General features: G+C 38.0%; 16 protein-coding genes. 13 read left to right on the forward strand and 3 right to left on the reverse strand.

Features of this window, described 5'->3' with window-relative positions:
* Positions 1 to 34: 34 nt before the first annotated feature.
* From ABEG20_RS16390 to ABEG20_RS16425, 8 genes are all read left to right on the forward strand, one after another.
* Positions 35 to 3,253 (forward strand): UvrD-helicase domain-containing protein, encoded by a 3,219-nt coding sequence (locus ABEG20_RS16390; protein WP_406824350.1) that lies wholly within the window; start codon positions 35 to 37, stop codon positions 3,251 to 3,253.
* Positions 3,254 to 3,260: 7 nt separating this feature from the next.
* Entirely contained in the window at positions 3,261 to 6,116 is a 2,856-nt protein-coding gene (locus ABEG20_RS16395; RefSeq protein ID WP_406824351.1) for a PD-(D/E)XK nuclease family protein, read from the forward strand.
* Between the two features lie 127 nt (positions 6,117 to 6,243).
* On the forward strand, positions 6,244 to 6,684 hold the full coding sequence (gene tnpA, locus ABEG20_RS16400; protein WP_406824352.1) for an IS200/IS605 family transposase: 441 nt from the start codon (positions 6,244 to 6,246) through the stop codon (positions 6,682 to 6,684).
* A gap of 2 nt (positions 6,685 to 6,686) precedes the next feature.
* Positions 6,687 to 7,244 (forward strand): GNAT family N-acetyltransferase, encoded by a 558-nt coding sequence (locus ABEG20_RS16405; RefSeq protein ID WP_406824353.1) that lies wholly within the window; start codon positions 6,687 to 6,689, stop codon positions 7,242 to 7,244.
* A gap of 325 nt (positions 7,245 to 7,569) precedes the next feature.
* Positions 7,570 to 8,556: a pyruvate dehydrogenase complex E1 component subunit beta gene (locus tag ABEG20_RS16410; RefSeq protein WP_406824354.1), complete on the forward strand. Its 987-nt coding sequence runs from the start codon at positions 7,570 to 7,572 to the stop codon at positions 8,554 to 8,556.
* Between the two features lie 203 nt (positions 8,557 to 8,759).
* Positions 8,760 to 9,332 (forward strand): pentapeptide repeat-containing protein, encoded by a 573-nt coding sequence (locus tag ABEG20_RS16415; RefSeq protein WP_406824355.1) that lies wholly within the window; start codon positions 8,760 to 8,762, stop codon positions 9,330 to 9,332.
* 40 nt (positions 9,333 to 9,372) lie between these two features.
* Positions 9,373 to 9,747 carry an iron chaperone gene (locus ABEG20_RS16420; RefSeq protein WP_406824356.1) on the forward strand — a complete coding sequence of 125 codons (375 nt, stop codon included), beginning with the start codon at positions 9,373 to 9,375 and terminating at the stop codon, positions 9,745 to 9,747.
* A gap of 320 nt (positions 9,748 to 10,067) precedes the next feature.
* Entirely contained in the window at positions 10,068 to 12,359 is a 2,292-nt protein-coding gene (locus tag ABEG20_RS16425; RefSeq protein ID WP_406824357.1) for a Tex family protein, read from the forward strand.
* A 125-nt stretch (positions 12,360 to 12,484) separates the two neighbouring features.
* Here the strand turns inward: ABEG20_RS16425 and ABEG20_RS16430 are convergent, their stop codons facing one another.
* Together ABEG20_RS16430 and ABEG20_RS16435 are read right to left on the reverse strand one after the other, a co-directional pair.
* Positions 12,485 to 12,940: a hypothetical protein gene (locus tag ABEG20_RS16430; RefSeq protein WP_406824358.1), complete on the reverse strand. Its 456-nt coding sequence runs from the start codon at positions 12,938 to 12,940 to the stop codon at positions 12,485 to 12,487.
* Positions 12,941 to 13,196: 256 nt separating this feature from the next.
* Entirely contained in the window at positions 13,197 to 14,276 is a 1,080-nt protein-coding gene (locus tag ABEG20_RS16435; protein WP_406824359.1) for a mechanosensitive ion channel family protein, read from the reverse strand.
* A gap of 146 nt (positions 14,277 to 14,422) precedes the next feature.
* On the opposite strand from ABEG20_RS16435, the gene pnuC reads away from it, so the two are divergent.
* Together pnuC and ABEG20_RS16445 are read left to right on the forward strand one after the other, a co-directional pair.
* On the forward strand, positions 14,423 to 15,103 hold the full coding sequence (pnuC, locus tag ABEG20_RS16440; protein WP_406824360.1) for a nicotinamide riboside transporter PnuC: 681 nt from the start codon (positions 14,423 to 14,425) through the stop codon (positions 15,101 to 15,103).
* 57 nt (positions 15,104 to 15,160) lie between these two features.
* A complete protein-coding gene (locus tag ABEG20_RS16445) occupies positions 15,161 to 15,694 on the forward strand; it encodes an ORF6N domain-containing protein (RefSeq protein WP_406824361.1) in 534 nt (177 codons plus the stop codon).
* A gap of 346 nt (positions 15,695 to 16,040) precedes the next feature.
* Here the strand turns inward: ABEG20_RS16445 and ABEG20_RS16450 are convergent, their stop codons facing one another.
* The gene (locus ABEG20_RS16450; protein WP_406824362.1) at positions 16,041 to 17,048 is read right to left on the reverse strand and encodes an IS110 family transposase; all 1,008 of its coding nucleotides are present in this window, start codon (positions 17,046 to 17,048) and stop codon (positions 16,041 to 16,043) included.
* Positions 17,049 to 17,482: 434 nt separating this feature from the next.
* On the opposite strand from ABEG20_RS16450, the gene rplM reads away from it, so the two are divergent.
* From rplM to rpsB, 3 genes are read left to right on the forward strand one after another with little or no spacing between them, the layout of a single operon-like run.
* Positions 17,483 to 17,926 (forward strand): 50S ribosomal protein L13, encoded by a 444-nt coding sequence (gene rplM, locus ABEG20_RS16455; protein WP_039481184.1) that lies wholly within the window; start codon positions 17,483 to 17,485, stop codon positions 17,924 to 17,926.
* Positions 17,927 to 17,929: 3 nt separating this feature from the next.
* Positions 17,930 to 18,316 (forward strand): 30S ribosomal protein S9, encoded by a 387-nt coding sequence (rpsI, locus tag ABEG20_RS16460; RefSeq protein WP_039481187.1) that lies wholly within the window; start codon positions 17,930 to 17,932, stop codon positions 18,314 to 18,316.
* A gap of 18 nt (positions 18,317 to 18,334) precedes the next feature.
* Positions 18,335 to 19,168, forward strand: coding sequence for a 30S ribosomal protein S2 (gene rpsB / locus ABEG20_RS16465; RefSeq protein WP_057931874.1), 834 nt, complete (start codon positions 18,335 to 18,337; stop codon positions 19,166 to 19,168).
* Positions 19,169 to 19,221: the final 53 nt, after the last annotated feature.

Below are 19,221 nucleotides of genomic sequence, written 5' to 3' on the forward strand. Positions count from 1 at the left end.
TGTTGTAAGTTTAAATTCCGAGAAATATCACATTATGCCCCAGCCCCTCAAAATTCTTCAAGCCTCTGCAGGTTCCGGTAAAACATTCAGTTTAACCGCACATTATCTTACACTGCTATTTAGTGGCGACAATAAATACCGCGAAATTTTGGCCGTAACCTTCACCAATAAAGCCACGGAGGAAATGAAAACCAGGATTTTAGAGGTATTATTAGGATTGGCAAAGGGAAATCCATCAAAAAAAATAGATGACTATCGGAAACTTATCCTGGTTGCCTATCCGATATTAAGTCCGCAGGAATTGCAGTTTAAAGCAGATCAGATATACCGTAAAATCCTGCACGATTACAGCCGTTTTTCGGTGAGCACCATTGATGGTTTTGTTCAAAAAGTAATCCGTGGCTTTGCCTTTGAGTTGGGCCTCAATGCCGATTATAATTTAGAAATGAATTATGACAAGGTGAAAGATGATCTGGTAAATAAACTGGATGAAGCTTTAGATCATAACCAACAGCTTTTACAATGGATTATTGATCTGGCTATCGAACGCATTAGCGATAACAAGAGCTGGAACTATAAATTCGAACTTTATAACCTGATTGGTGAAATATTTTCCGAACGTTTCCAGATTTTTGAAGATGCGGTAAACACGCTTGGTTTAGAAAACATTGATGAACTATTTAAAAAGTACATCAACATTACCAAGGAAGAGATTAAAAATTTCGAAGAAGAACTGGTTTCGCTGGCAACAGAGGCAAATGAAGTTTTAAATGTAATCGGGGTGGAAACCGAGCACCTGAAGGGAAAATCGAGAAGTCCGCTGGCTAAAATTATTCTCGTGGCCAGGGGCGATTTTTCAAAGATCGAACCCATTTTTAACCTGATTGATGAACCCGATGAATGGTTTCAGAAAAATGTAAATTTCCCTGAGGCTTATGATACGGTAAATCCGATACTAAAAAAGTTAAAAACGCATTATGTAGCACATTTACCAAACTATAGTCTGGCTATTGCTTTTAATAAAAATCTGTATTATTTAAGGCTGATGCAGGAGATCGCCATGCTTTTAAAAGAGTACAGGGCCGAAAACGATAACCTGCTGATCAGTGATGCGCAAAAGCTGATTTCGGGAATTACAGAAGATGCCGGAGACAATCCGTCTTTTATCTGGGAAAAAGTTGGCAACCGTTACCGCAATTTTCTGTTCGATGAATTTCAGGATACTTCTACCAGTCAGTGGGGTAGCTTTAAATCCCTGTTAACCAATGCCATGGCCACTCCGAGCCAGGATCTCATTGATCACCTGATTGTTGGCGACACCAAACAATCCATTTACCGCTGGCGCAATGGCGATTGGAACATCTTGCATAAACACGCCAGATTAGATGTTGGTGCAGAAAATGTATTGGAAGAAAGTTTAGCCGAGAATTACCGGAGTGCCGAAAATATCATCACGTTCAATAATTTCCTTTACAAGGCCATTCCCCTAACCTTGCAGAACGAACTGAACGAAAATCTGGCTACCAAACCTGAAAGCATTTCCAAATGGTGGCAAGAACAAAATTACCAACAAATTATTACTGATATTTATAGTGGCTCTACCCAGAACTTTGCGACCAACACCTTAAAAGGTGGAACGATCAAGATTAAAAAGTTTGGTAAAGATCATGCACCAAATGAAACCCGTTTTACCGAAACTGTTTTTAGGGATATTGCATTAGATAATATTGTAGAAGAAATAAATGACCTCAAAAACGAACAGCAATATGCACTAAAAGATATCGCCATTTTGGTCCGATCGAACAGCGAAGCTTTATTAACTGTTAAAAAATTAATGGAGCACAACTTGCCTGTTTTGTCGGGCGATGCGTTATTGATTTCGAACAACCGGGCCATACAGCTCATCATTAACACCTTAAAAGTGCTGATTGGTTTAGAAACGCAAACGGCTCTTTATAAAGCCAATTGTATTGCACTTTATCATTCTTTGCACGAAAAAGATATTGATGCCACTTATTACCTTAACCTCACCAATAGACCACTCCATACACTTACAGCAGTTTTGCCCGTTGTTTTATGCGAAAACTGGCAAAGTTGGCTACAGCTTCCCTTGCCTGAACTGGTAGAGATATTAATTGAAAGTTACGGCTTAAAAAATCTCACCACCAACTTACCTTACCTGCTTGCTTTTAGAGATCTGACAGCCTCTGCTGCAAAACTTGGAGAAAAAGGAATCATTTCATTTTTAACCTGGTGGGAAGAGGATGGTATTAAAAAGTCATTGCCTTCGCCAGAAGGTGCTGATGCTATACAGATTATTACCATTCACAAATCGAAAGGTTTAGCTTTCAGGGCTGTTTTTGTGCCTTTTTGCAATTGGGAAATCAAAGGTAAACCCAATGGTACTTTCTGGGTATCTTCAGAAGAAACGGTTTATAAGGAACTGAAAGGAATTCCTTTGAAATATAATGAAGCATTAGCCGATTCTGCCATTGCAAAGGCTTATTATGAAGAACTGCTTTATAACAATATGGATGCACTGAATATGCTCTATGTAGCCACTACACGATCCAAAGATTATCTCTATATAGCTACAATGGCTAAAAAGGAATTGAAATTATCCAATATGGGCGATGTTATCAATTTCACTTTTGATGAACAGTTTGATGAAAACGGCGTATATGAAATTGTAGATCCTGTAATTATTGAAAGTAAGACGGAAGAATCGAATTTCATAAATTTAAGTAGTTATCCAACCACAACACGCTTATCTGAACTTTACATCCCATCAGAAGACAAACACTTAAAACATCTGGTGAATATTGAAAAATCAGGGAGAAAAGGCTCTTTACTGCACGATATCCTGGCCAGCGCCAGCACACAGAAAGAAGTTGATGATTACACCTCCAACCTGGTTTTGCAGGGCATTATCAAAGAAGAAGAAAAGCAGAAATTAACCTCATCCGCACTTGAAGTATTGGAACACCCTGAGCTTAAAGAGATCTTAGGTAAGGCAAGCGAAAGCATTGTAGAAAAAAATATTATCGATACCAATGGGAAACTGCACCGTCCTGACCGGGTTTTGATCAACAACGATGAGGTGATTATCCTTGACTATAAATTTACCCTGGAGGAAAGCGACAAACACATCGAACAGGTAAATAACTACAGGTTTTTGCTTACTGGAATGGGTTATCAGAATATCAAAACTTATCTTTTTTACGCGGTTAAAGGTAAATTGAAATTAGTATAGTATGCAGATGAAACCATTTTTACAGGAAGTTGCCGAAGATTTAGTTGCCCGGTTTGGAAATCAGCTGGAAAACTGCGCCATCGTTTTCAATAATAAACGACCATCGGCTTATTTACAAAAACACTTTGCCGATATTATCGGCAAACCATTTTTCAGTCCGTCTTTTTTTACCATACAGGAGTTCTTTGCCAGTTCTACCAGTTATAAAATAGCCGATTTTTACCTGCAGTTTTTTACTCTACACAAAATTTATAACCAACTGCTCACAGAAGAAAAGCTGGAAAATATATCAAGTCACAAGTTTTTTCCTTTGGCAAAAATCATATTAAGCGATTTCAACCAGATTGATGCCGACCTGGTAGATGCCGAGAAATTATACCGCGATCTGGAAGATATTTCGGTGATTAATCAGGATTTTGATTATTTAAGCCCGGAGCAATATGAGTTTCTTTCCCAATTCTGGACTTCTTATTCGGAAGGAAAACATAAAAAACAGCAGGAACTGTTTATCAAGATGTGGCGCAGGATGCCTAAGCTTTACCATAAATATCACGCTACGCTTAAAGAGCAGGGCTATTTAACCAATGGCTCGGTTTACCGTTATCTGGCCGATGATATCACCAATCACCAGGAATTTATTTCGAATTTTGATAAGGGTAAGATTATTTTCGTTGGATTTAATGCTTTGAGCAGTGCAGAAGCCAAAATATTTATCCAGTTACAGGAAGCTGGTAAAGCATTGTTTTATTTCGATGCCGACACGTATTATTTAGACGATATTTCGCAGGAAGCAGGTTTATTTCTGCGCAAAAACATCAACCAGCTTGGCCTGAAAAATGAATTTTCAGGAAAGGAAAGTTTATTGAAATCTGCCCGGCATCATGTAAATGTTTTTAAGGTTCAGGGACAATCTGCACAGGCCAAAATTCTGAACAATATCTTAGCAGAAGATTATACCACAGCAGAAACTGTTGGAAAAACAGTTGTAGTTTTGGCAGATGAGAGCCTGTTGATCCCTACCCTGCAAACGATCCCCACTCACCTGAATGGGAAAGAGATTGACCTCAACGTCACAATGGGTTTTGCTTTATCAACCTCCAGTATTTTTGGTTTGGTTGATTTGTGGCTGGCGAGTCAGCTGGAGATTTTGCAACGGGATAAAGTAAGTTACAAAAACGTAGAAGCTTTTTTAACACACCCATTAACAGGCCTTACCCAAAAAATGCGGGATAAAATTTTAACCGCATTGTTGGAAGAAAACCAGGTAGAGATTGATCACAAACGCCTTTTACGTCAAAGCGGGCTTTTTGAGGCTTTTTATAAAAAAATCGACGATCCGCAGCATGTGGTCACCAATTTACTGGATGTTCTGGATTATGTGTTAACCCGGTTATCCAACGCAAAAACACTCAAAAAAATCGATGCAGAATTATTTGTAAAAACCATACAAGAATTAAACAGGCTGCACGATACTTTTAGCAGCCACATCGGCAAAGAAGAAATTCCCTTCGTCATTTACCTCGTTCAAAAATCATTGCAGTCTATTGCAGTACCACTTTCAGGCGACCCTTTGAATGGCATACAGGTAATGGGATTACTTGAAACCCGGAACCTAAATTTCGATAAAGTGGTGATTTTAGGCTTTAATGAAGGTATTATCCCTAAATCATCCATTGGCAATAGTTTTATTCCAGATTCTATACGCCGCGTTTATGGCTTACCGGTTCTGGAAAATCTTGATGCCATTTCAGCCTATATGGTATACCGCCTATTACAGCGGGCCAACAATATCAATTTTGTCTATAATAGCTTAACAGATGAATCTACTTCGGGTGAAGCCAGCAGAATCTTAAAGCAACTGGAGTACGAAAGCGGTTTCGAATTTACTTATAATGAGCTTAATCTGGAAGTAAAAACCGAGCCTTTTAAAGAAGTAAAGATCGAGAAGGCCAACAATGCATTTATCCAGGAAACACTTCAAAAATATCTTGATAAAAAAAAGGTGCTTTCACCTTCTGCACTTACGCAATACATTTCCAATCCGATAGATTTCTTTTTCAATTATATCGCGGGTATTAAAGAGCCTAAAGAGATCAGTGCTGTGGTAGAAGCCAACGAAATCGGCTCCATTCTGCACAAAGTGATGGAATATTTTTACGAGGATTTAAGGTCTGGTGAAATTACTGCAGCGCATATTAAAGAGAAACGCAAACAGATTCCCAAGCTGATACAAAAAGCCTTTAACGCGGTCATGTTCAAAAACCCTGATATGATCATGGAATACAAAGGCATGCAAAAGGTTATTTTATCTATTGTAGAGGCCTATGTAAATATTATTTTAAATCAGGACGAAGCGCAAACTCCATTTACGATTATCAGCCTAGAGCAAAAGGTAGAGGCCGAGATCAGTTTCCCGCTAAGGGGAAAAGAAGCCAGTGTTAAAATTTTTGGTTTTATCGATCGTGTTGATGTTAAGGATGGCGTGACCAAAATTATTGATTATAAAACCGGTAGCGACAAGCTAACTTTTAAAGATGTTCCGGAATTATTTAATTCTGACGGCAAACATATTAATAAAGCGTTAATACAAACCTTATTATACACTTATGCTTACGAACAGTTTTCGGGCAAAAGTTTTGTAGAGCCAAATCTTTATGTGGTAAAAACCATGAGTGCAGATGGCGTTTGGTTTAAATCGGGCAGGCAAAATCTATCAGGAGCCTATTTAGAAGAGATTAAACCAGAATTTCTTGACGAATTAAGGAAAAAACTGACTGAACTTTTTGAAGCCCCGTATTTTGTGGCCAGTAAAGTGGAGGATAACTACAAATATTCTATTTATAAAACTTTATTTGGGAAGTAATTCTCATTGATTGGCTGAAGCCAATGGCAATGAATAGGAAGATATAAATAGATAATTGCATTTCTTCGCAGGCTGCTTTAGCGGACTGCAAAAATTCCTTATATTTAGATTAATCAAACCATGAATTATGTCGTATATAAGAATTTGGGTTCACCTAGTGTTCTCAACCAAGAACCGACATCCCTATTTAACAAAAAACATTCGTTATAAAATTCAAAAGCACATTATGGAAAATTGCAGAGAGAAATCTATTTTTCTACAGGCAATTAATGGGTATACTGAACATATGCACTGCCTAGTATCTTTAGGAAGAGAACAAACTATTGCAAAAGTAGCTCAGCTAATAAAAGGAGAATCCTCATTCTGGATCAATAAAAATATGCTAACAGAAACACCTTTTATGTGGCAAGATGATTATTTCGCTGTATCAGTTAGCGAATCTGGTTTGCAAGCTGTCACCAACTACATCAAAAATCAAGAGCTTCATCATGCAAGAAAATCATTTGAATTTGAAGTCAAAGAGTTTGCAGATAAGTATGGTTTTTCTTTAGAAAAAGATGATCTTTAAAAATGCTAACCTTAAATTTCACAAAATTCCCTGTACTGGAAACCAAACGCTTAATCCTTCGCGAACATGATCTTGCAGACGCCGAAGCGCTCTTTGCCATGCGGACCAACGAAACGGTAATGAAATATATCGACAGGGAAAGACCGGAAGATATTTTTGAAGTCAAAGATTTTATTTCCCGTTTTAGAAATGGTTATGAAAATGGGGATAACCTGGCCTGGGTAATTGCCTTAAAAGATAAGCCCAACCAAATGATTGGCTCGATAGGATATTGGCGCACCGATTTTGCCAACCACCGGGCAGAAATTGGCTATATGTTACATCCTGATTATTGGCGGCAGGGAATTATTTCAGAAGCCTTAAAGCGAACGATCGATTTTGGTTTTAATGATGTTAATCTGCATACCATCAGTGCAAACATCAATGTAGAAAACGACGCTTCAAGACAGATGCTGATCAAACATGGTTTTGTAAAAGAAGCGCGTTTCAAACAAGACTATTATTTTAGGGGCCAGTTTCTGGATAGCGAGATTTATGGATTATTAAATCCGAATCACTAAATCGATTATTCGGTCAAAAAATTTCACAGGATCAATTTAGCTTCGCTAAATAATGGTCGTTGTCGATTTCTTGACACTTGGCTTAGCTGACGATATTTCTGGAGTAGTTATATTTCGGGAAAAGCGTAAGGTTTGATACATTAAGCTAATCAAAAACCCAATTGCCCAATAATATTTCTCCTTACAAAGAATTAACAAAAAATACGCTTAAAAAAACGTTAAATAATCAGCCAAAACACTTATAATTATTACAAAACATAGGCATTTTAGCCTTTGGTTTCAAAGCGATTAATAATTATATTTGCCACCGTTATTAAAATTTACAATGAGAGAAATCCAATTTAGAGAAGCACTACGCGAAGCCATGAGCGAAGAAATGCGTAAAGATGACCGCGTTTTTTTATTAGGTGAAGAAGTAGCAGAATATAACGGGGCATACAAAGTAAGTCAGGGTATGCTTGATGAATTTGGTGCAAAAAGAATTATCGATACCCCTATTGCCGAATTAGGTTTCGCGGGTATTGCAACTGGTGCAGCTACAGCTGGCCTTATTCCAATTGTAGAATTCATGACATTTAACTTCTCTTTAGTTGCGATCGATCAGATTATCAACGGAGCGGCTAAAATTTTATCCATGAGCGGTGGCCAGTTTTCATGCCCTATGGTTTTCCGTGGTCCAACAGGTAATGCAGGCCAGTTAGGTGCACAACACTCTCAAAATTTCGAGAACTGGTACGCTAACACACCAGGTTTAAAAGTGGTGGTTCCGGCTACACCTTATGATGCAAAAGGTTTATTAAAGCAGTCGATAATTGATCCGGATCCTGTTATTTTCATGGAATCGGAAGTAATGTATGGTGATAAAGGCGATGTTCCTGCTGAAGAATATTATATCGAACTTGGTAAAGCCAAAGTAACTAAAGAAGGTACTGATGTCACAATTGTTACTTTTGGTAAAATGTTAACACGTGTGGTAAACCCTGCGGTAGAAGAATTAACCAAAGAAGGAATCAATGTTGAAGTGATCGATTTACGTACCGTACGTCCTATCGATTACGATACCATCATTGCTTCTGTAAAGAAAACGAACCGTTTGGTTGTGGTAGAAGAAGCCTGGCCATTAGCTTCGCTTTCTGGCGAGATTGCCTTTATGGTACAAAAACAAGCATTTGATTATTTAGATGCGCCTGTTTTACGTATCACTTGTGCAGATGTTCCACTTCCATACTCTCCAACTTTAATCGCAGCCAGCTTACCAAATGCTGAACGTGTGGTTAAAGCGGTAAAAGAAGTAATGTACGTTAAAAAATAATTATCTGTCTAAGCATCGTCAAAAGACCAAAACATATAAAATCCTCCGAAGCAATTTGGGGGATTTTTTCATTTTAAACCTCTCAGGTTTAAAAACCAGCGAGGTTATGTTATTCCAAGAGCAAAATGCTCAGGTTAAATAAACCAATAGCAGCGGAAACCAAACTAATGTTTTTATCTTTGCTATGTCTATAAATTTTTCCCATGTCCGAGTACCTAGCCGATCAAACGTTCGAAAAAGCCAATTTTACTATACGTCCTCTTCCAAAAGCAGAATACGAGAACTGTAAATTCATCAATTGCGATTTTTCCGGTTCCGATTTAAGTGGTATGAAATTTTTAGATTGCCAATTCATTTCCTGCAATTTAAGTTTGGCAGGTTTAACCAAAACCTCTTTGATTGATGCGGGTTTTCAGGACTGCAAAATGCTCGGGTTGAGGTTCGATAATTGTCATGATTTCGGCCTGGCATTCAGTTTTAACAATTGCAAACTGGACCATTCGTCTTTTTACAAATTAAAACTGAAGAAAACGTCTTTTAAATCTTCTCAACTCCATGAAGTTGACTTTTCTGAAACCGATTTGGCAAATGCAACTTTTGAGAACTGTGATTTATTAAATGCTACTTTCGATAGGACTATCCTCGAAAAAGCAGATTTAAGAACGGCTTACCATTATTCAATAGATCCGGATAACAACAGGATTAAAAAGGCAAGGTTTTCTAAATCCGGACTTGCAGGACTGTTGCATAAATACGACATCCAGATTAGCGAATAGTTTCTGATAATTTGTAAATTCAGCTTACAAAAAATCAACTATGGAGCAACCTAAGCCAGAAAATATCGATCAGTACATCGCCAACTTTCCATTAGAAACACAAGAACTATTACAGCAAGTCCGCAAAACAATACACAAAGCTGTACCAGAGGCCAAAGAGGTAATCAGCTATGGAATGCCTGCCTTTAAACAAAATAGTGTGCTTGTGTATTTTGCAGCTTATGCAAAACATATCGGTTTTTACCCCACTGGCACTGGGATTGAAGCTTTTAAAGCTGAATTTGCCGATTATAAATGGAGCAAAGGCGCTGTTCAGTTTCCTTTAAATAAGCCTTTACCTTTTGACTTAATTACCAGAATTTCAAAATTTAAAGCAGAAAAGGATTTGGAGAAAACCATACCTAAGAAAAAGTAAGATACCTTATTTTTACCCTTGAAACCTCGATAGCAACAGGAATAAACCCCTGTTTTAGCTATCATACTGAAGATTAACCCACCATATAAAATCTATATAATTGAACAGGAGCATTTTTAAAATACCGCTGGCTGCGAACATAGAAAAAGCTAAAAGATATAGCTGATATTATAAATTCCTTATATCACTTAATCTTTAAAAGCCTGATACGCGAAGCCACTAATTACTCACAAATTTCGGTGGAAAACTTCACGTTAAAAATCATTAAATCCCGCAAATCCTGATTAGCTTTGCTTCTTTTTAATTTTACCCTTTAGGATATGTTAACCCACCATAAAATAATTGCAGCCGAATTAAAAGTTGCAGAAAAACAAGTAACCGCAACCATAAATCTATTAGATGAAGGCGCAACTGTTCCGTTTATTTCCCGGTACCGTAAAGAAGCAACCGGTAGTTTAGACGAGGTTGAGATAGCCGCAATCCGCGACCGGGTTTTGCAGTTGCGCGATCTGGACAAACGCCGCGAAGCGATTTTAAAATCGATGACCGAACTTGGCAAGTTAACACCGGAACTGGAAAAACAGATTAACGAAGCCGAAACCCTTTCACTTCTCGAAGACATTTACCTGCCTTATAAGCCGAAACGTAAAACACGCGCATCGGTTGCAAAAGAAAAGGGATTAGAACCTTTGGCCTTACAGATTTTTGAACAAAGCAGTTTCGACCTGGCTGCTGCAGCCGATAAATTTATCGATACCGAAAAAGGGGTAAACTCGCTGGATGAAGCTTTAGCTGGCGCGAGGGATATTATTGCTGAAATGATTGCTGAAAATGCAGAGGCACGCACCAAAATGAGAACCTATTTTCAGGAAAAAGCAATCTTTAAATCTGAAGTCATCAAAGGAAAAGAAGAAGAGGGTATTAAATATAAAGATTATTTCGAATGGACCGAGCCTGTTAAAACAGCTGCATCGCACCGTGTTTTGGCCATGCGCCGTGGCGAAAAGGAACTCATTTTAAGATTAGATGCACTTCCACCAGCTGAAGAGGCCGTTGCCATATTAGAAAACCAGTTTATTTTAAGCAATAATGCGGCTTCAAAACAGGTGCAGCAGGCTTTGGAAGATGGTTACAAACGATTGCTAGAGCCAGCCATGGAAACTGAGCTTCGGGTTTTCACTAAACAAAAAGCAGATGAAGAGGCCATCCGTGTTTTTGCCGAAAATGCACGTCAATTGTTGTTGGCGGCTCCGATGGGACAAAAAAACGTAATGGCAATAGATCCGGGTTTCCGTACAGGCTGTAAAGTGGTTTGTTTAGATAAACAAGGCCAGCTGTTAGAGAATACTGCAATTTATCCGCATACCGGACAAGGAAATGTAAAAAATGCCGAATTTACGATCCAGCAGCTTTGCGAAAAACACCATATTGAAGCCATAGCCATTGGTAACGGTACCGCAGGAAGAGAAACTGAAGCTTTTGTTCGGGCATTGAATTTACCACACATCACTGTTGTAATGGTTAATGAAAGCGGCGCTTCAATTTATTCAGCATCGGAAGTGGCCAGAGAGGAATTTCCTACACATGACATTACCGTTCGCGGCGCCGTTTCAATTGGTCGCCGTTTAATGGATCCATTGGCCGAACTGGTTAAAATTGATCCAAAGTCTATCGGCGTTGGGCAGTATCAGCATGATGTTGATCAAAATAAATTGCAGGCAAGTTTAGATGATACCGTAATCAGTGCCGTAAATGCGGTAGGAGTAGAATTAAATACCGCCTCCAAACAGATCTTGGCCTACGTTTCTGGTTTAGGACCAACTTTAGCCAAAAACATTGTTGATTACAGGAATACACATGGTGCTTTCAAGAACCGTGAAAGCTTAAAAAAGGTACCCCGGTTGGGCGATAAAGCTTACGAGCAGGCAGCAGGTTTCTTACGTATCCGCAATGCAGAAAATGTTTTGGATACCAGCGGTGTACACCCTGAACGTTATGCCGTAGTGGATAAAATGGCTAAAGACCTGGGCACTACCGTTACTGCGTTAATGAAAGATACACAATTACAAAAGCAGATTAAACTACAGCAATATGTAACAGACGAAATCGGTCTGCCAACATTAACTGATATTTTGAAAGAACTGGCTAAACCCGGACGCGATCCGCGCGAAGAGTTTGAGGCTTTTAGTTTTACCGATGGTATAAATGAGATTTCTGATTTGAGATCGGGGATGAAACTTCCGGGAATTGTAACCAACATTACGAATTTTGGAGCCTTTGTTGATATCGGCGTTCACCAGGATGGCTTAGTGCACACCAGTCAGCTGGCTAACCGTTTTGTCGCTAATCCAAATGATGTAGTAAAAGTGCATCAAAAAGTTGAAGTTACGGTGATGGAAGTTGATGTAGCCCGCAAAAGGATTTCATTATCAATGAAAACTGAAGTTGGTCCGAAGCCGGAGGTACGAAGGGAGTCAAAGGAGCAGAAACCTAAGCAGAATTTCAAATCAAACAATAATAACAAACCAAGCTTCAAGCCGCGTAATGAGCCAAAAGATGCTGATGGCGATTTACAGGAGAAATTGGCAAAGCTGAAAGGGATGTTCAAATAATATATTTTAAAAAGTGAGGCATTAATTTAACCAAATGACGGCTGAAAAGGATTAAATTATGATAGTTACTGAGGCGGCACAAACTTACCCTGTGCCGCCTCAGTGAGAGAAGTAACAAGAGCGTATTAATAATCGAACTGATGGGTATAATCCTTATTCACATCAACCGTAACACCGTCATCGTTGGTGACCACTTTGCCATCTATTTCCGCTTTATAGCTGATCTGATAACTGGCATTAAAGTTAATGCACTGCGCGCTGGCAGTAATTACATCAACAGGCAATACCGTCTCAATTACATAAGTTTTGGTATTTCCCGTAAAATCGTCTTTCCCTAAAGAGATAGCGGCTTCGTTGTTTCTGGTCACACCATTTACCTTCCAGATGGTTTTAGTGCCTTTAGTATCACCACCTACGATGACGAAAGAAACATAGTCGTCAGATGAGTTTACACCATTTGCAGTGATGGTAAATTTTGCGGTTTTACCATTTTTTGAGGGAGTGGTTTCTGAATCTTTTTTGCAAGAGAACAATAACGCTAAAACAAGCGCAAGGGATAGTAATTTTGAAGTTTTTCTCATAAATTTTAGTAATTTTCTTATTGCATGTACCAGAAAAATGCCAAAACCTATAACTATCCTCAAATTACCATATTTCAGGTAAGGACAATTACCTATTTTTAAGTAGTTTTTAATGTGTTTTATCTACTTTAACAGCCGGTACAATAAAAATTGTCCTAATTATTATTGCAAATTACTGATTTTTAAAATCAGATGTTATAAGCTTAGCAGGTACCCCAAAGGGATCAATGAGTTTGCTGTCTTAGATGGTGAAAAACTACAAATGCGTAAACTTATCCCGATATTCCAATCTTTTTTTAGGTAAACTATCAGGATAATCATTCTGAATAAAAGCAATCATGGCTTCCCTCACGTAGCACCTTAAATCAAAAGCCTTGGATGAATTGGAAGCACTCATCAAAAAACGCACTTCGATGGTGCCATCTTTAGTACTGTCGGTAACCTGAACAACATTGACCCGTTTATCCCACAATGGGTTTGCGTTGAGCAATCTGGTTAATTCCTGTCTCATCGGTTCTATCGGAATAGTATAATCAAGATATAAAAAAACTGTCCCAAGCAGATCAGCCGAAACACGTGTCCAGTTTTGGAAAGGCTTTTCGATAAAATAGGTAATTGGCAGGATTAGCCGTCGCTGATCCCAGATATTCACCACTACATAAGTCAGGGTAATTTCCTCTACTTTACCCCACTCACCTTCCACAATCAACACATCATCAATTCTTATGGGCTGGGTAAAGGCAATCTGAAAACCTGCCAATAAATTGCCAAGTGATTTCTGCGCTGCGAAACCTATGATAATCCCCCCTATGCCGACGCCAGTAAGCAACCCCGCTCCGATTTTTCGCATACTTTCAAAACTCAACAAAATAATGGCAACAGTAATCAAAATAATGAGCGAAACAATAAACTTTCGAACAAACTGCAGCTGCGTTCTTATTTTTCGCTCTTTTAGGTTATTTTCTTTGTTTAGATCATACTTCAGATAAAAATAATCCTCCAAAACGTTAATTGTCCGAACCAAAATAAGCGCAAAAACAATGGTTAAGGCAATTTCCATTGCTTTGTTTATTGGAAGACGATAGGTTGGCGCCATCTCCATCAGCGTTAAGGAGAAATTAAGAAACAATAAGGGTATTAAAAAAGCAACAGGTCTGTTTAAGTGCTTTACCGTCGATTTTATAATGATAAAATCCCACCAACGAGAAAGCAGCATAAAAGTTTTGTGAATGATAAACCTGATTAAAATACCTAGAGATACCGCTACCAAACCAATAATGAGGTTCTTAAAAAACAAAGGGATAGGATAACCGAAAATCTGGTCGAGATATTGCATAAACGAAATTTGCTGGTTAGTAATTTTGGCGATTAGCCACTTGACATTTTTATAACAGCTATATTTTTGGATTGTTTGCCATTAGAAAACCAATAGATGAAAATAAATTATTTACATTAGCATTTATACGTTACCCATAAATACACATGGATTTTTTCGATGCCCAAAGTATATTTTTCACCGCTCTAGACTATAAATTGAGTTATTTAGAATTCTTTGCTGTTATTACCGGGATCGTTTCTGTTATATTGTCAGCAAAAGCTAGTGTCTGGAGCTGGCCTATGGGTATCATAAATGTATTTTTATCGGCTTTTCTATATTATCAAAGCCAGCTTTATCCCGATATGTTTTTAATGGTTTTCTTTTTTGTAACCAACATAATGGGTTGGTGGCGTTGGACAAACCCAAAGCCCGAAGAAGAAGATAAAAACAAGGAGCTTAAAATCAGTTTTATGCCACTACGGCAATTTCTGTATTTATTAGCCTTTGGCATTATTGGCACATTATTGATAGGTACATTGGCCAGTCAGCTCCACAATTGGCTTCCCCTATTATTTAATTTGCCCAGTGCTTACCCGTTTATTGATTCATTTATTTTTGTGATGAGCGTGATCACTACTTTTTTAATGATTCAGAAAAGAGTGGAATGCTGGATCATCTGGTTGATTATTGATGTTGTAGCTACATATCTCTATTTCTTAAAAGGAATTAAATTTATGGGAATTGAATATTTCATTTTTACCGTTATTGCAGGCTTTGCGCTATGGAACTGGATTACGGAATACAAGCGTTACAGCCATACCGCACTGACAGCGAAAAATTTATAGCGTTGATTTTGCTCAGACAAAACTATTTTAGTATCTTGAGTGTAAATCCAAAATGATATGACAGCGAAACAAATGCTTCCTATCATCCCTGACAATATTGTAGTTAATAAAATTTACGAGCTGAGAGGCCTACAAGTGATGCTGGATAGTGATTTAGCTGAACTTTATGGTGTAGAGACTAAACGCCTTAATGAGCAAGTTAGCAGAAATCCAGATCGATTTCCTGAAGATTTCATGTTTCAACTTACTGACGAAGAGTGGTTAAACTTGAAGTCGCAATTTGCGACTTCAAGTTGGGGAGGAAGAAGAAAACTTCCTTTTGTTTTTACCGAACATGGCATATTAATGCTTTCGAGTGTATTAAACAGTAAGCAAGCCATTCAAGTGAATATTCAAATTGTAAGGATTTTCTCCCGAATACGGCAATTTGTTGTTGAGAATGGTGAGCTCAAACTAGAAATCGAAGAAATTAAGCAAAAAGTAAGCAATCAGGATAAAAACATCGAACTGGTTTTTACCTATCTGGATAAACTCATTGATCAGAAAACCGGACCAAGAAAAAGGATTGGTTATATGCCTGACGATTTGTAAGAGATAACATTAATATGCACTTTACCCCTAACGTTTAATAATTGTACTAACCGGTTTTCTTTTAACCGGGGTTGCAGCGATATCTTTTTTGTTTTGCCTGGACAAATTAATAGCGCTGAGGCAAGAAATTTGTTAAAGCTTCAAAAAAACAAAAAAGATTTAGCGAAAAGGTACTGTCTTAAAAAGCAAATAAAAGCTTATAAAAATTTAGCTTTTGAGAAGCATTAATTTAAATGCTTTCCATTTGTGAAACAGTGCCATAACTTTACCTTTGTTTTAGTGAAAACTTCCTTCTGGAATTTTATCATGTGTAGCTCTGGATTTTTCTGGAGCTATTATTTTTTTCTCAATAATTGAATTGGGGATTGTATCTCTGCTCATTTTTCCAAAGATGGTACATCATTACCAGCAGTTTCTTTTGCACGGCAACATAGCCTTTCATTTTAAATCCAGTCCGCTCAAAAACTCTTTCATAAAGGCTTTTAAATTGTGGCTGGTCGTCCCTTACCGCGCAAAATGCTGGCATAAACAGAATTCTTCTAATTCGGGAATTCCCCTTTTTTGAATTTTTTGTTTTTCCGATGTGTTTGCCCGATTGGTTTTCTATCACATCGTAACCTGAATATTTTACCAGGGATGCCGAATTTTTAAACAGTGTAAAGCCATTAGTTTCAGCTACGATTACGCAAAAAGATAGCAGGTTAATCCCTTTTATTGCTGTAATGTTTTCGTAATGAAGATTTAAGACCTTGTCTGTTTTAACAAGCTTTTCCATTGCCATCTCCATTTCTGCTACTTGTTGCTCAAGCAGTTTTATCGTTTTGTTCAGTTGTTTTATAACTTCTTTACTTTGGAACTGGGCATGTTTCAGTGCCTCAAGCTGGTTAGCCATAACATTGATAGTCTCTCTTAAGTTTTGATGCTGACGCGTATAGTGCCTGAGTTCATACAGTTTCTCACTGCCGGGAACCCAAGGCTCCAGGTTCTTTTCTGCACCAATTTTAGCAAGGCCTTTGGCATCTATACTGTCATTTTTAGAGTTTGATCCATCTGCCTGTAGGTACTTTTTAGCCTTATTTGGTAATAAAATACTTAACACCAGGCCTTTGGAATGCAGAAGCCACGCAAGCTGTTCATGGTACACACCAGTGGCCTCCATTACGATACGCAGGGGCAGCTCTTCTTTCTGGTGCTGCTTGATCCAGGATAAAAAATCTTTAAAACCAATAGGGTTGTTGGATAATTTACGGCTGGATTTTACAGTTACTTTCTGGCTGCTGTCTATGACCGACAAACAGCAATGAAAATCTTTTTTTGAGACATCAATTCCGATAGAGTACTTTAAATTCAGCATACCTTTAATTATTTAGATAGAAATAATCAATAATCTCTCTTAGTTTTTGCTCATGATATAGATGATCCAAATACAGTGAAATGGTCAATAGGTACTGTTCAAACTTTAAGAAATAAAAAAGGGAGGGTGATCCTTTTACATCAACATCGGTTAATCCCGTGTACAGCCCGACCACAAATTTTTCTCCCTCTTTTGATTATTTTTATTATAAAGGTAAAGATATGAGCCCGACTGGAACAACCCGAAGAGCCACAGGTTTTGTTTTACAAAAAAGCACCAATTAGATTACCACATCGCTGCGCCCTTCGCAATGAATATAATTTTATATCAAAAATTTTCACTCCAACTATTTGATAATAAAAGTATTCTATCTATCTTTGCAGTCCCAAATTTAATGGGAATAATAAATTGTTTAATAAATTAAATACAAGCAAGTGAATACGTTAAGTTACAAAACTGTCTCGGCCAATGCTAAAACTGTAAACAAACAGTGGATTGTTGTTGATGCGGAAGGCGAGATTTTGGGGCGCTTGTCATCGAAGATCGCTATGATCATCCGTGGTAAAAACAAGCCTGAGTACACCCCACACGTAGACTGCGGAGATAACGTTATCGTTATTAATGCAGACAAGGTTAAATTGACAGGAAACAAATTCAGCGAAAAGCAATATGTTTCTTACACTGGTTATCCAGGTGGTCAACGTTTTATTTCTCCTAAGGAGTTAATGGCGAAACACCCTCAACGTGTAATCGAGAAAGCGGTACGTGGTATGTTACCGAAAACTAAATTGGGTAAAAAACTTTACACCAATCTTTTTGTGTATGCTGGTGCAAACCACCCTCATGCAGCTCAATCTCCAAAAACCATTAAACTTTAAGAAATGTCAGTTACTAACACTTCAGGAAGAAGAAAAACAGCTGTTGCACGTATCTACTTAAAAGATGGTGCTGGCGCAATTACCGTTAACGGTAAAGATCACAAAGAATATTTCCCTACTTTACCTTTACAATATATCGTAAACCAAAGTTTAGAAGTTGCTGAACTTGCCGGTCGTTATGATATCACCGTAAACGTACAAGGTGGTGGCGTAAAAGGACAAGCAGAAGCTGTTCGTTTAGCTATTGCTAAAGCGATTGTTGAACTAGATGCGGAGAAAAAACCTGCATTACGTGCTAAAGGCCTAATGACGCGTGATATGCGTATGGTTGAGCGTAAAAAACCAGGACGTGCTAAAGCCCGTAAGAAATTCCAATTCAGTAAACGTTAATCACAGGAGGCAACAACAATGGCAAGAACAACTTATCAAGACTTATTGGATGCAGGTGTACACTTTGGTCACCTTACCCGTAAATGGAATCCAAAAATGGCTCCTTACATTTTCATGGAGCGTAATGGAATTCACATTATAGATTTAAATAAAACTTTAACTAAAACTGAAGAAGCTGCGGCAGCGATTAAACAAATCGTAAAATCAGGTCGTAAAGTATTATTTGTATCAACAAAAAAACAAGCAAAAGGAATCGTAGCTGAACAAGCTAAAAAAGTAAATATGCCTTTCGTAACCGAGCGTTGGTTAGGTGGTATGTTAACGAACTTTGCAACTGTTCGCAAGTCAATCAAAAAGATGTCTAACATCGATAAAATGACTAAAGACGGTACTTATTCGATCTTATCTAAAAAAGAGCGTTTAATGATCCAACGTGAGCGTATTAAATTAGAATCACTTTTAGGTGGTATTGCTGATTTAAACCGTTTACCTGCGGCTTTATTCTTAATCGACGTTAAAAAAGAGCACATCGCGGTAACTGAAGCGTTAAAATTAAACATCCCTACTTTTGCGATGGTTGATACTAACTCTGACCCTTCTAACATCGATTTCCCAATCCCTGCGAATGATGATGCTACAAAATCCATCTCTTTAATTACCGATGTAATTATCAAAGCGATTGAAGAAGGTTTAGACGAGCGTAAACGCGAAAAAGATGACGAAGCAGAAAAAGAAGCAGTAGCCGCTAAAGCTGCAGCTGATGCGCCTGAAGCGAAAGAGCCAAGACGTAAAAAAGCTGCTGAAGCAGAAGTTGAAGCGTCAGCATCAGAAGAAACTAAAACAGAAGAATAGTCATATTTTTTAATTGCAGGTTACTGGTTTCAGGTTTTAAGTTGGCTTAACAT

Origin of the sequence: Pedobacter sp. KACC 23697 (assembly GCF_045348445.1) — a bacterium.
GTDB lineage: Bacteria > Bacteroidota > Bacteroidia > Sphingobacteriales > Sphingobacteriaceae > Pedobacter.

Bases quoted from the DNA above. Each gene is read 5' to 3' on its own strand.
- tnpA (WP_406824352.1), top strand. From the start codon at position 6,244: ATGTCGTATATAAGAATTTGGGTTCACCTAGTGTTCTCAACCAAGAAC.
- pnuC (WP_406824360.1), top strand. From the start codon at position 14,423: ATGGATTTTTTCGATGCCCAAAGTATATTTTTCACCGCTCTAGACTAT.
- ABEG20_RS16390 (WP_406824350.1), top strand. From the start codon at position 35: ATGCCCCAGCCCCTCAAAATTCTTCAAGCCTCTGCAGGTTCCGGTAAA.
- ABEG20_RS16445 (WP_406824361.1), top strand. From the start codon at position 15,161: ATGACAGCGAAACAAATGCTTCCTATCATCCCTGACAATATTGTAGTT.
- ABEG20_RS16415 (WP_406824355.1), top strand. From the start codon at position 8,760: ATGTCCGAGTACCTAGCCGATCAAACGTTCGAAAAAGCCAATTTTACT.
- rpsB (WP_057931874.1), top strand. From the start codon at position 18,335: ATGGCAAGAACAACTTATCAAGACTTATTGGATGCAGGTGTACACTTT.
- ABEG20_RS16410 (WP_406824354.1), top strand. From the start codon at position 7,570: ATGAGAGAAATCCAATTTAGAGAAGCACTACGCGAAGCCATGAGCGAA.
- ABEG20_RS16430 (WP_406824358.1), bottom strand. From the start codon at position 12,940: ATGAGAAAAACTTCAAAATTACTATCCCTTGCGCTTGTTTTAGCGTTA.
- ABEG20_RS16405 (WP_406824353.1), top strand. From the start codon at position 6,687: ATGCTAACCTTAAATTTCACAAAATTCCCTGTACTGGAAACCAAACGC.
- ABEG20_RS16395 (WP_406824351.1), top strand. From the start codon at position 3,261: ATGAAACCATTTTTACAGGAAGTTGCCGAAGATTTAGTTGCCCGGTTT.
- ABEG20_RS16450 (WP_406824362.1), bottom strand. From the start codon at position 17,048: ATGCTGAATTTAAAGTACTCTATCGGAATTGATGTCTCAAAAAAAGAT.
- rpsI (WP_039481187.1), top strand. From the start codon at position 17,930: ATGTCAGTTACTAACACTTCAGGAAGAAGAAAAACAGCTGTTGCACGT.
- ABEG20_RS16425 (WP_406824357.1), top strand. From the start codon at position 10,068: ATGTTAACCCACCATAAAATAATTGCAGCCGAATTAAAAGTTGCAGAA.
- ABEG20_RS16435 (WP_406824359.1), bottom strand. From the start codon at position 14,276: ATGCAATATCTCGACCAGATTTTCGGTTATCCTATCCCTTTGTTTTTT.
- ABEG20_RS16420 (WP_406824356.1), top strand. From the start codon at position 9,373: ATGGAGCAACCTAAGCCAGAAAATATCGATCAGTACATCGCCAACTTT.